Source organism: Vibrio sp. 704, from assembly GCF_033339295.1.
In genome coordinates this window covers 561,996-574,243 of the sequence record NZ_JAWOUH010000001.1, presented here as the reverse complement: position 1 = coordinate 574,243, position 12,248 = coordinate 561,996, and the positions used below count along the sequence as shown (strand labels likewise).

Sequence of the window (12,248 nt, the reverse complement as noted above, 5' to 3'; positions counted from 1 at the left end):
CTGAAACTTACAGCTTAACTTCTTGTTCTATCTCATACAGCTCTTCGGAAACTTCTAACATTCTGCGTTCAACCAGTAACTTAGCATCTTCAACACCCTTGTTATAGTAAATTGGCCCTAGTTTTTCTGTAATAAAATCAATTAGAAACTCACTATCGAACTGGCCAATTTCAACATCTAGCTCGTCTTGCATGTAATCTTGAATAGCGGTGGCCAGCGCCTCTTTTTGTGCGCGTTCTAGCTTTATCATTTTTTCCCTTTCAAATTTTTGTTCAACTTCTGCTTCTTTCGTGTTGTTCTATGAAAGATTAGACACGGTCATTTGTGAGAAATTTGGTGTTTAGATCAAGAAGTTGCCGAAGTAAATTAGTCTATTCTCAAAAGACTATGCTAACCTTTTGCAGTTCGTTTTGTAATTATTAAGGGATATTCTTTGCTACTCGACCTAGTTATTCAAAGTGTTAATGATTTTCAAGACGACTGTCTTAAGCTGTGTGAAAAGCATTACCCTGCGGTGCATAACCAAGGCATGAGTGAGCATCATCTTGGTCTCGCGTTTTCAAGAAGGATGGAACATACTTTTCGTCACTTTGGATACAACTGCGTGATAAAGCCAATCGAAGTGTTGGAGTCTCCAGACCTTCCCCATCACTATCGAATTTCATCCGACATCGGCACTGTCTGGGTTCTGAGTCACCATATGGTCAGTGCCGGAAAATCTTGCCGGGAAAACTTACTCTCATCAATTACGGAATGGCAGAGTGAATATGGCTATGCCTTACAGCCTAATGACCTACTCTTTTTGGTTTGCGATCATTGGATAAGTCGCAGCAAAACGAGCCGAGAATTGCTTCATTGGTGGATGGGTGAACTACCCGATCAGATCAACGAATACACAGAACAAGGAATCACACTGTACACCAGCGAGTCGCAACTCACGCAATCTTTGGACACTCGATTCGGTATTAGCCCTTGTTACATTAAGTTTGGGCATCCTTTACGGCGTTCGAACAAACAGCAGTTAGTCAGAAAATATTTGCAGTTGTATGCCGTACTGCAATGGTAGCATCAAATTGAAGTGCTGAGATTATCAATTATTTCATCAATTTGTTTGATATCACTCGACAAAACTACCCATCCATTACCATCGTTCTTGCTTGAGTTAATGAGCACACTTAGATTCATTGCCAATGAAATAGAAAAATTAGCGCGATAACGCTGATGTTGAGACATTGATTTAGGTTGTGGTAACAATGATGAACATCTCGCAACTACTTAGTTGCATCCGGAAAGAAGCCAACGGGCAGTATATTGCGAAATACGCGAACTTCACTCTCCGCAGTGTCTTTCAACCCATATATAAGAACGATATTTCCATCGTTGGCCTTGAAGCACTGGTAAGAATTAGCAATGCCAATGGCACCATGGTTAGGCCAGATCAGTTTTTCCAATCCAAAGCGACTCCCACTCAAGATTTGCTCAATGTTGAACGCTTAAGTCGCCTAATCCATATCAAAAATTTCTCTCAGTCTCGCTTTCACACAAAACAATTGTTTCTCAATGTATTACCGGTAGCTGCAGAGATACTAGTCAAAGACATCACTTATAACCGACTGCTAAAACAAACCATTTATGAATCGCATTTGATGAATGAACAAATCGTCATGGAGTTACTTGAATTGAAGGTGGAGGATGAACTCTCTTTGTCTCAAGCTGCTCGGGAGTTAAGTCTTGAAGGATTTAAATTAGCGATTGACGATTATGGCGTCAATGCATCGACAACTGAGCGAGTGAGAAGCGTTTGCCCAGATATAATCAAGATGGATCGCTCTTTATTGCTAAGGTATGAAAACGGTGATTTTAAAGCGCTTAACGATGCATTATCACTCGCAAAAGCGTTATGCTCTAAAACCGTAATCGAAGGAATTGAAACCGAGCATCAACTTCGCTTAATGAAAAAGCTCGGTTTCGATATGTATCAAGGGTACCTACTTGCTATCCCCCAAACGTTAGACGTCTATGAAGAGGCAAAAACAGCCTGATTATGTAAGAACAAAAATTTGCGCGGTTTAGCGAGAGCTACGTGATTTACCACGATTCTTATGAATCGCCAATTTTGCTTTTAGCTTACGCTTCTCTGATGAACGACTACGACGACGCCCACCCCCATTTTGTTCAGGCTCAATTTCTTCTACAAGACTTGGTTCGAAACCTGCCAGCCATTCTTGGGGTAAGCGTTGATCAAGCAGGTTCTCGATAGCTTGCAACAAGTACTCCTCATCTCTACTCATCAGAGAAACCGCCAAACCTGACTTTCCTGCTCTTCCAGTGCGGCCAATTCGATGGACATAATCTTCTGCTTTGAATGGCATATCAAAGTTCACGACTTGTTCTAGCTCTTGAATGTCTAACCCTCGTGCTGCCACATCGGTTGCAATCAAAGCACGTACCTTACCTTGTTTAAATTCATCCAAAGCTCTTTGGCGGGCACCTTGTGATTTATCGCCGTTGATAGAAACCGCTTTGATGCCATCTAACTTGAGCTCTTTCGCTAACTCATCACTGCCTTGCTTCGTTTTTGTAAATACAAGCACTTGCTGCCAATTCCGCGAGCCAATTAAGTACGCTAGCAATTCACGTTTCCGTTTTTTATCCACTGGATAAACCATTTGTGTTATCGTTTCAGCAGTCGTATTTGCTGGTGAAACTTCGACTTCAACTGGCGATTCCATGAGTTTATACGCAATAGTTTTGATTCGCTTCTCAAATGTCGCAGAGAACAATAGGATCTGTTTCTCAGCAGGCAAACGTCGGAAGATGCGCTGCAAGTCAGGCCAAAATCCCATATCTAACATACGGTCGGCTTCGTCTAACACGAGCATACCGGTTTTAGAGATGTTTACGTTACCATTAAACAGGTGATCCAAAAGGCGGCCTGGCGTGGCAATCAAAATATCAGCGCCCTCTTCTAACTTTCTCTTTTGTACGCCAATGCTTGTACCACCATAAACACACACAATGCGAAGTTCTGTTTCTGCCGAGTACTGATTCAAATTATCAAATACCTGCTGTGCAAGCTCGCGTGTTGGAACCAAAATCAATGCTTGAGGTGTGCCGTTAAGTTTCTTTTGCTGAACGGTTTGTATGATAGGTAAACCAAACGCAGCCGTTTTTCCCGTACCAGTTTGTGCAGCAGCAAGTAAGTTTTTTCCTGCAAGGACGTGTGGAATTGACTTTTCTTGCACTGGTGTTGGCGTCACGATATTTAGATTGCCTAGCGTCTCGATTAGCTTTTGTTCGGTGCCTAAATCAGCAAAATTAACAGACATGTGTAACCTCATTATTTTTGGAGCGCAGAGTTTACCAGAGCCCCTAAAGCCATACTACTTTTCTGTCTCATTGAGTTGAGTCATTAAGCTGTTGCTGAAAATCATACGACTGGCGCAAAACATCTCGATAAAGTGACGAGAACTTCTCTTCTAATTCGGTGTAATCACTTTCAATCACTTTAAATGTTGTGGTTAAGTCTGCCATCCTAGGACTTCTTTGCGACATCCGATGTAGTGCAAATTCTATATTGTCTAGATCTTGATAGGATTGAAGCCATCGGCCATGCCACATTCTGCTGTGGAGCACCAAAAAACGTGGCGGCAAATGTTCATGAACCTCTCGGTTTACTCTCTCGTATGCCGTTTGGACAAAGTGTTCGAGAGGCTCGGAATGAAAGTCGTTCCAGTGTTTTGCGAGGCAATGATCCCAAAACATATCCAAAGCGATAGGTGCAAAACGTCGCGCAACACCAGTGAAATGAGGCTTACATTCGTTGACGATTGGATGATGATCAGTAATACGGTCAACAAATCTATGTAATCTGATGCCGTTTGAGATATCGCGCTCATACAGCTTGCTTGGATCTCCTTTTACGAAGTCTCCAAGCAAGTTTCCCAATAAATGGCTGTTACTGTGATCTGCGATATGCAGGTGGGCTAGAAAGTTCATTCGACGCCAGTTTTGGCCTCTAGGGCTTGGTGTGACATGAACCTAGTATAACGTCAATTACGACGAGATGAGAGTGTTCCGCTATTCGGCTTCGTTGTCTGAGCCAACGTATTCCGACAAGATAATGCCAATTTCAAGCGCATCTAGCAGCTCTAGGCTCTCATCGTTTTGGTATTGGTCGCTCATTGTGACCTCCTTTATTTTAAGCTCTCTTGCTTTTACTTGCTGACGGCCTGACTCTTGCCATATCCACATCAGCAACTCCTTTTTATAGTCTTTATATGACACATTCATGACAGCGAGAAGTAAAGATTTAAAAACCTATGAGCATAATCAAAAGTAAACGATTGCAATTAGGTTTCATATCCGCTTAACACTTTAGAGAAATGACTCTTTTATCAACATTCATGTCAATTTAAAGATATAACATACTGTTATAGGCGTCCTTAGATCTCATTTCTTAAACTAAATTTAGTATTCGTTACATATTTTGCTGATTAACTTCGCATATTTTGTTTCGATATAGCAATAGATTTGGTCAATATCTTTTATCTCTAATGGAGCTTTAAATGAGAGAAGTTGAGTTTAGAACGATAGACAGGCTGTTTATCAAGATGTCTATCAACGACAAAATGTGGGTTATATTCCTACTGTTTTTAGTAGCCCTCACTTCAGTGGCTGGAAGCCGCTACTTCAATGAAATACAACAATTTGAGCAGCAAGCCATCTCGGCGAGCGAAGCGAAGCTTTCTGGTATCGTTGATGCTCAATCAAACCGCGCTACAGAAATTGACGGCGTATCGAAATCGAACCGCGTAAGCGAGAGTTCTTTTGTCGATGGGTCTGTGACCGCTTATGCCAAGTTGCATTCTGGAGAAGTGATTAAGCTGACTCAAAATGTGTCCACACAATACGAATCGTTAAAATCATCAGCTCTATCGTCACTATTACTCAGCTTCTTATGGGTTATTCCTTTTGCCCTATTCTCTTACTGGGTGGCAACGTTTATCGGAGGAGCTCTGTGGGTTTTATATACAACAACCGAAAAAATTGGTGACGGTGACTTAACCTCTCGTCTTGGTTTCCATCCAGGTCGAGATGAATTCGGTACCATCGGCTGTGCGCTAGACAAGTCTATGGATACCTTAAGTGAACTGGTTAATAATGTTAAAAATAATGCAACGATGTTGAGCGAGACATCTTCTGCATTCGAAAAAGATATGCAGTTGAGTGAAACCCAGATATCTCATCAATATCAAACGCTTGATTCAGTCGCGACGGCAATGGAAGAAATGACAGCCTCTGCAAAGGAGGTATCAAGTATTTCTCAACAAGCAACGACGCAGTCAGATCAAGATGCCCAGAAGATCGAACTAAGCAGAAGCCGTGTACAAAACGTGATTGGCGAGATAGAGACGTTATCTAGCTATATTGAACAAGCCTCTACGTCAGTAACCAATTTAAACGAGAATACGACGCAGATTAATGACGTGATCACAACGATTAACGCCATTTCAGAACAAACTAATCTGTTGGCACTAAACGCAGCAATCGAAGCAGCCCGTGCTGGTGAACAAGGTCGTGGATTTGCAGTGGTTGCCGATGAAGTACGTACATTAGCAAGCAGAACTCAACAGGCAACAGTAGAGATCCAAGCCATGATTGAGAAGCTTCAAATTGAGAGCCAGAACATTGCTTCAATCACCAACCGAACCGTTCAGCAAGCTCAAACCAGCAGCCAGCTTATTGATGAAATCGGCCATGATGTTACCTCTATTGCCGAGTCAGCACGCTCATTAATGGACATGAGCATTCAGATTTCCACATCTGCTGAAGAACAAAGCGCAGTTGCTAACGATATTGCATCGGAACTTTCAGAAATTCGTAGTCAATCAAGCACAATCAGAGAAGTGGCGGAGCAATCTACCGCTGGCGTCGCTAATCTCACGCAGGCCTCCGTTTCTCTTGGTGAGATATTACAACGCTACCGCACCGCATAACATTGTGGAACTTATGATCAACAAGGGCTCCTTAAGGAGCCCTTTTCTTTAAACCGTGTTCAACTATTACCTTCGGTATTTTCTACGACATCCAAGTGGATATTTGAAGTGAATCTCAAGTTCTCGCTGTACCGGATGAAATAATGTTCTTAAACAAAGCGTTCCGCTATGCTTGATCTTGCCAATTCCAATTTGCTGCTGGAAAACAATATGAATAATTACAAAGACACAAAAGACATAGAGAACCTGAATTGCCCACTCTGCCAAGGAGATGAATATCTCATTTCATCGGATGGCGAGAAATTCACATGCGCTGCTTGCGGATTTCATACAAAAAACTTCTCATCTATCCAATGTCTACATCAAACGCCTTACCTACAGTCTAAACTTAAGCACATCCACAGCTTAAGTCCGGTTTGCCATTAATAGGTCAAACAGAGCAGCCACACAGCTGCTCTTTTAATTCATCTAAATGATGGATGCGAATTACACGCTCGTCATCAACACGATTGATAGCTTCACCATTAAATAACTGCACCGTTTTGATACCGGCGTTTAGTCCCGCCTCAACTCCTTTAGGCGTGTCATCAATATAAAGACAGTCACTTGGTAAAAAGCCCATGCTCATAGCACTGTACATGATTAAATCGGGCTCAGGCTTCCAACTATTCGCATCGAATGCCGAGAACACTTTCCCTCGGAAAGCATCGAGTAAACCGGTTAACTCCAAAGCGTATTCAATTTTATCTTTAGGTCCATTAGACGCCACACAATATTCGATATTATGCGAATCCAAAAACTGAATTAATCGTTTTGCGCCATCCATTGGCTGTAAGTGACGCACAAAAAGAGACTGGACTTCTTCTCGGTATTGCGGCTCTAAAACATCAATTGGAACTTTGATATCTTTCAATTCTTTAGTATCTAAAAGGATGTCAGCGAGCTTTCCTCCTTTAAAGTGAGAAACGCACTCTTCCATCGTTAACTCAGCCCCATGTTGGTTAAATACATTGACGAGCGCTTGGCAACACAGTCTTTCGCTGTCGACCAACGTACCATCACAGTCAAATATCACGCACTTAATATTGGTAATTGCCATAGCCATCTCCAGACGTCTTAAAGGCTCAAGCCCAAGCTGATTTTAAGAATGTTTGGATTAATCTTATTTGAGTTTGGGATTGTTGAAACGACGAGCTTGGCATTTCATGGAAATAGAAGGGAGCAATTACAGTTTTTCTAAGCAAGATCACCCAACGTCATCTTGCTTTACTTTTTATGCACATTGATGTGTAAGTTAGTCTTCGATAACCACTGAGTCTAACAGTTTTTGCTCGGTGCTTAGTCTTTTAGCCAGATCAGCCACAAACGAGCTTTTGTATTTTGATTCAGAAACAGCAACATCAGAGATGAGTGTATTTCCTTCGAGATGGCTAACAATAGCAGCACCAATTGGGACTCCTGATTTAAAACCAACATATAATTCAAAATCTGGCGTGAGGATAATCTGTGTCAGATATTCAATGATCATATCTTTATCATGCTGCTGTTCCCAGCGCTGAGATTGCAAGATAGAGAACATAATGGTCAGTCGATGAAAATCGACCAGAAAAATGTCGTCGGGGTTAAATTCAGAGTCACTTTCCAGTAGTGTGTCTTTGTCGACTACTTGATACGTTGCTTTTTCTAGCGTTTTGAAATAGACATCGCGCCCTTTCAAACTCTCTGGTGTCGGAAATTCAACTTCGACCAGATCATACAGCCATGTATTTTTACGCTCGATACTGGCTAACTGTTGTTCATTCATCTTGATACCTTCGTTTAGAGCAGTACATTAGCATGAAGCCCGCAACAAACCTAGCGCACATAGACCTTTCCGTGGCTAAATTTTGTTTTAGGTGCAAACCTCTGATAGATTTCATCAATATCTTTCCTAGTTAAGGACAAAAATAATGAAAAAGATGCTGTTAAGTGCATTGCTTGCTACTACTCTAGTTGGTTGTTCAGATAACGATGTTGCTGACGTGGGGCTCGGTTGGTTTACTTTGAAAGACATCAAAGTCGGTGAGTTGAAAGACGAGGTGGTAACAGGTGTCACATGTCACATCGCCTCTATCGAAGCGGATTTCAGCTTAGCAGATCCAAGTGATAGCTCAATATCATGTCGTCAGACTGGCGAAATCACACCGGAAATGATTGCAAAAATAGATAAGAGTAAGTCCGGTGAAATTGTATTTAAGAAGTCAAAAAGCATTTTCTTCAAAACAATGAAGGTTCGCCGTATTTATGATGCCGATAACCAAACCTTACTCTACTTGTCTTATACAACAAAAGAGACCGATGGTAGTTTTAAACATAGCCTTTCGACAGTCCCACTTTGGGGTACCAAGGCTTACGTTGAGCCAACTGAAGTGAAAAAGTAACGCGGGTAAATTTAGTTAGCGCGGAGCAGGCTCTTTCCGGGCGCTGCTGAGCAACAAGTTTAAAAAACAACCCATTGCAATACGACAAGCGTCATAAATTGCAGCTGCTTTGGTTGCTATTTACTCAGCTCGCTGATTTTTTCAGCGAGCAGACTTCTTTGTAATAAATCGCCACGATTTTCATTTTTTTGTGATACAATCCCGCCTCTTTTTTTTCTCACTCAAGAACAAGCATGAAGTTTCCTGGTCAGCGTAAATCTAAACACTACTTCCCAACTCACGCTCGAGATCCATTAGTAAACCAAATCCGACAGGCACCTAAGCTATATCGCCCAACTATTGTTGGTGTCGGTCAAACCATTGTAGATATCGAAGCACGTGTAGATGACGCGTTTTTAGAGAAATACAACCTGAGTAAAGGACATTCGCTCGTTCTTGAAGAAAGCAAAGCAGATGCTCTTTACGAAGAACTGGTTGAGCAAGGCCTGATCACACACCAATACCCAGGTGACACGATTGGCAATACTCTTCACAACTACTCAGTTTTAGCCGATAGCAAATCCGTTTTGCTCGGTGTGATGTCTAAGAACATTCAAGTCGGTTCTTTTGCTTACCGCTACCTTTGCCGTACGTCTTCACGCATGAACCTTAACCATTTACAAACGGTAGATGGCCCTATTGGTCGCTGCTACACCCTAATTTCTCAAGACGGTGAGCGTACATTTGCTATCAACGAAGGTCATATGAATCAACTACTTCCGGAAAGCATTCCTGAAGAGATCTTTGAGAAAGCATCAGCCCTGGTTGTTTCTTCTTACCTAATGCGTGGTAAAGAAGAAGATCCAATGCCTAAAGCGGTACAAAGAGCGATCGACTTTGCTAAGAAGCACGATGTCCCTGTTGTACTTACGTTAGGGACGAAGTACGTTATCGAAGGCAACGCACAGTGGTGGCAAGAATACATTCGCGAAAACATTTCTGTTGTCGCTATGAATGAAGAAGAAGGTGCGGCGCTAACAGGTGAAACAGAGCCGCTAGCTGCTGCTGATAAAGCACTTGAATGGGTTGATCTCGTACTGTGTACGGCAGGACCAAATGGTCTGTACATGGCTGGTTACACCGACGAGAAAGTAAAACGAGAAACCACACACGACATCCTTGAAAGCTCCCTCGAAGCCTTTAACCAGTACGAGTTTAGTCGTGCGATGCGTAAAGAAGACTGTCAAAACCCAATGAAGGTCTACTCTCACATCGGCCCTTACCTTGGTGGACCACTAGAGATTAAGAACACTAACGGTGCAGGTGATGCAGCCCTTTCAGCCTTACTGCATGACATGGCAGCAAACTCTTTCCACCAAAAAGAAGTGCCTAACTCAGAAAAGCACGAAGTACGATGCTTAACCTACTCCTCGCTTTCTCAGATCTGTAAATACGCAAACCGAGTAAGCTATGAAGTGTTGACGCAGCACTCTCCTCGCCTATCGCGAGCGCTTCCTGAACGAGAAGATAGCTTAGAAGAGACTTATTGGGATCGTTAAAACGACAGCTTTAAAGCTAAAAATATATCAAGGTCACCATTTGGTGGCCTTTTTGTTTTTGTCTAGCACTGTAACGAGTAGATTTTGTTAGTATGTCGCACAATACGAAGCAGTAAACTCTTTACAAGCCTAACCGAAACAGTACCATCACCAAGCAGACCTTTGCCTCACAATAATACTCGTTATAACTCAGGTAGTTTTTCAACGCTACCTGAGTACCACTTTGGGGATTATCCATGCAGTCAGATATCGAAATTTGCCGAAAAACACCACTTTCTTCTATTGATGTTATCGCGGAAAAAGTAGGACTATCACCCGAAGAGTATGACACTCACGGGAAGCACAAAGCCAAAGTCCACCCAAAATGTTTGGAACGACTCAAAGCAAATGATGACGGTAAACTTGTACTCGTCACTGCGATCACGCCGACTCCTCTTGGCGAAGGAAAAACCGTTACGACGATAGGCCTGGCGCAAGGTTTAGCAAAGCTTAATCAATCTGTTATTGCATGTATAAGGCAACCTTCGATGGGACCCGTCTTCGGTATTAAAGGTGGCGCAGCGGGCGGCGGTTATTCTCAAGTAGCTCCAATGGAAGAGTTAAACTTACACCTTACTGGTGACATTCACGCAGTGACAGCGGCGCACAACCTTGCTTCAGCCGCTCTTGACGCTCGCTTGTTCCATGAGCAACGCGAGGGTTATGATGCCTTTGAATCACGCACCGGGTTAAGAGCACTTAAAATCGACACGGCAAGTATTACTTGGAAACGAGTGATGGACCATAATGATCGTGCACTACGTAAAGTCAAAATTGGCCTCAATGATGCAGGAAAAACCATCAATGGTTTCGAGCGTGACGAAGGGTTCGATATTTCAGCTGCTTCCGAGTTAATGGCTATAATTGCACTAGCCAAAGATTTAAAAGATTTACGTCAACGTATCGGGAAAATTGTCGTAGCGTACGATTTGAACGGAACCCCCGTCACTACGGAAGATCTACAAGTTGCAGGAGCAATGGCAGTAACACTAAAAGAGGCGATTGCACCAACACTGATGCAAACTCTAGAAGGTGTTCCTACGTTGATCCATGCAGGTCCATTTGCAAACATCGCCCATGGAAATTCATCCATTATCGCGGACGATATTGCGCTAAAACTGTCAGGTTACACGGTAACTGAAGCCGGTTTTGGTTCGGATATGGGATTTGAGAAAGCGTGTAACATTAAAGCTGCTGCCGCCAACAAAGCCCCGGACTGTGTAGTGATCGTAGCAACATTACGCGGCCTCAAAGCGAATTCCGGACACTACGATTTACGGCCAGGTATGGCTATTCCAGATTCCATTTTTAATCCGGACCAAGCAGCATTGGAGGCTGGGTTTGAAAATTTAAAATGGCACATAAATAACGTTCATAAATACGGTTTACCTGCTGTCGTTGCCATTAACCAGTTTCCACAAGATTGTGTGAAAGAGCTTAAAGCTCTTGAAGAGCTGATTCACCAATTTAATCCCGAAGTTAAAGTAGCCATCAGCACCGCTTTTTCGCAAGGCGGACAAGGCGCAACGGAACTAGCTCAACATGTTATTGATGCGTGTACCACGCCTGTAGAGTTTTGTCCGTTATACAACAAAGAGCAATCATTACTCGAAAAGCTCATGGCAGTATGTGAAGCGGGCTATGGAGCAACCAATATAGAAATGACTCCTATCGCGACTGAACAGCTCAAACATTTTGAGCAATTAGGCTTTAACAACTTAGCGGTTTGCATCGCGAAGACACCACTATCTATAACCACGGACTCCGCAGTCAAAGGCGCACCAACTGGTTTTACCGTCCCAATCCGCGAGCTGCGCTTGTGTGCGGGCGCAGGATTCATTTATGCATTATCTGGAACCGTGATGACGATGCCAGGCTTACCTGATAAACCCGCATTTATGAATTTAGATCTTGATGATGAAGGAAATATCGTCGGTCTCTCTTAGTGCAGTGATAACGTATCGCTATCAGTGATAGTGAACATATTCATTGAGTGAGTGGTCTACTTACCTATCCACTCACTCTCAACAACTGTGAAAAGAGTTGTCTCAGGCCTTCTACTCTTGAATTGTTGATACAAAGCTCTCTTGCCTTACATCAACGCGCCTGTTTTAGACCTTTAGAGTTAAGACGCTAACCCTAAGCCTTGTTTAGCCATAGTTATTAAGCTAGAAAACCCTATTTATCTTCTTGTTTTGTAGCCACTTTACATTGTAAATCCATACTTGTTGACCTCTCCTTTCTACAATTTT

Annotated in this window: 12 protein-coding genes; 6 read left to right on the top strand and 6 right to left on the bottom strand. The window is 42.7% G+C overall.

Going from position 1 to position 12,248, the window contains the following annotated elements; translation table 11 throughout:
• Window positions 1-7: 7 nt before the first annotated feature.
• Window positions 8-250 carry a DUF2164 domain-containing protein gene (locus tag R7R24_RS02350; protein WP_005390155.1) on the bottom strand — a complete coding sequence of 81 codons (243 nt, stop codon included), beginning with the start codon at window positions 248-250 and terminating at the stop codon, window positions 8-10.
• Window positions 251-433: 183 nt separating this feature from the next.
• Between R7R24_RS02350 and R7R24_RS02345 the strand changes: the two genes are divergently transcribed.
• Window positions 434-1,066, top strand: coding sequence for a hypothetical protein (locus R7R24_RS02345; RefSeq protein WP_033906545.1), 633 nt, complete (start codon window positions 434-436; stop codon window positions 1,064-1,066).
• Window positions 1,067-1,253: 187 nt separating this feature from the next.
• Window positions 1,254-2,042, top strand: coding sequence for an EAL domain-containing protein (locus R7R24_RS02340; RefSeq protein WP_213883438.1), 789 nt, complete (start codon window positions 1,254-1,256; stop codon window positions 2,040-2,042).
• A gap of 27 nt (window positions 2,043-2,069) precedes the next feature.
• Here the strand turns inward: R7R24_RS02340 and R7R24_RS02335 are convergent, their stop codons facing one another.
• From R7R24_RS02335 to R7R24_RS02325, 3 genes are all read right to left on the bottom strand, one after another.
• On the bottom strand, window positions 2,070-3,329 hold the full coding sequence (locus R7R24_RS02335; RefSeq protein ID WP_213883436.1) for a DEAD/DEAH box helicase: 1,260 nt from the start codon (window positions 3,327-3,329) through the stop codon (window positions 2,070-2,072).
• Between the two features lie 67 nt (window positions 3,330-3,396).
• Window positions 3,397-3,999, bottom strand: a complete 603-nt coding sequence (locus R7R24_RS02330; protein WP_005376382.1) for an ACP phosphodiesterase — start codon at window positions 3,997-3,999, stop codon at window positions 3,397-3,399.
• An 81-nt stretch (window positions 4,000-4,080) separates the two neighbouring features.
• Window positions 4,081-4,254, bottom strand: coding sequence for a hypothetical protein (locus tag R7R24_RS02325; protein ID WP_005376381.1), 174 nt, complete (start codon window positions 4,252-4,254; stop codon window positions 4,081-4,083).
• Between the two features lie 314 nt (window positions 4,255-4,568).
• On the opposite strand from R7R24_RS02325, the gene R7R24_RS02320 reads away from it, so the two are divergent.
• Window positions 4,569-5,999, top strand: a complete 1,431-nt coding sequence (locus R7R24_RS02320) for a methyl-accepting chemotaxis protein (RefSeq protein ID WP_191116217.1) — start codon at window positions 4,569-4,571, stop codon at window positions 5,997-5,999.
• A gap of 430 nt (window positions 6,000-6,429) precedes the next feature.
• Here R7R24_RS02320 and R7R24_RS02315 read toward each other — a convergent pair whose 3' ends face one another.
• Together R7R24_RS02315 and R7R24_RS02310 are read right to left on the bottom strand one after the other, a co-directional pair.
• On the bottom strand, window positions 6,430-7,098 hold the full coding sequence (locus R7R24_RS02315; protein ID WP_047103569.1) for an HAD-IA family hydrolase: 669 nt from the start codon (window positions 7,096-7,098) through the stop codon (window positions 6,430-6,432).
• 195 nt (window positions 7,099-7,293) lie between these two features.
• Complete coding sequence (locus R7R24_RS02310) at window positions 7,294-7,803, bottom strand: hypothetical protein (protein ID WP_017634184.1); 510 nt, start codon at window positions 7,801-7,803, stop codon at window positions 7,294-7,296.
• Between the two features lie 145 nt (window positions 7,804-7,948).
• On the opposite strand from R7R24_RS02310, the gene R7R24_RS02305 reads away from it, so the two are divergent.
• The 3 genes from R7R24_RS02305 to R7R24_RS02295 all read left to right on the top strand — a co-directional run bounded on the left by R7R24_RS02305 (window position 7,949) and on the right by R7R24_RS02295 (window position 11,942).
• A complete protein-coding gene (locus R7R24_RS02305; protein WP_005397614.1) occupies window positions 7,949-8,419 on the top strand; it encodes a CreA family protein in 471 nt (156 codons plus the stop codon).
• 233 nt (window positions 8,420-8,652) lie between these two features.
• Window positions 8,653-9,957 (top strand): inosine/guanosine kinase, encoded by a 1,305-nt coding sequence (locus R7R24_RS02300; protein ID WP_005376376.1) that lies wholly within the window; start codon window positions 8,653-8,655, stop codon window positions 9,955-9,957.
• A 236-nt stretch (window positions 9,958-10,193) separates the two neighbouring features.
• A complete protein-coding gene (locus R7R24_RS02295; protein ID WP_025767796.1) occupies window positions 10,194-11,942 on the top strand; it encodes a formate--tetrahydrofolate ligase in 1,749 nt (582 codons plus the stop codon).
• Window positions 11,943-12,248 lie beyond the last annotated feature (306 nt).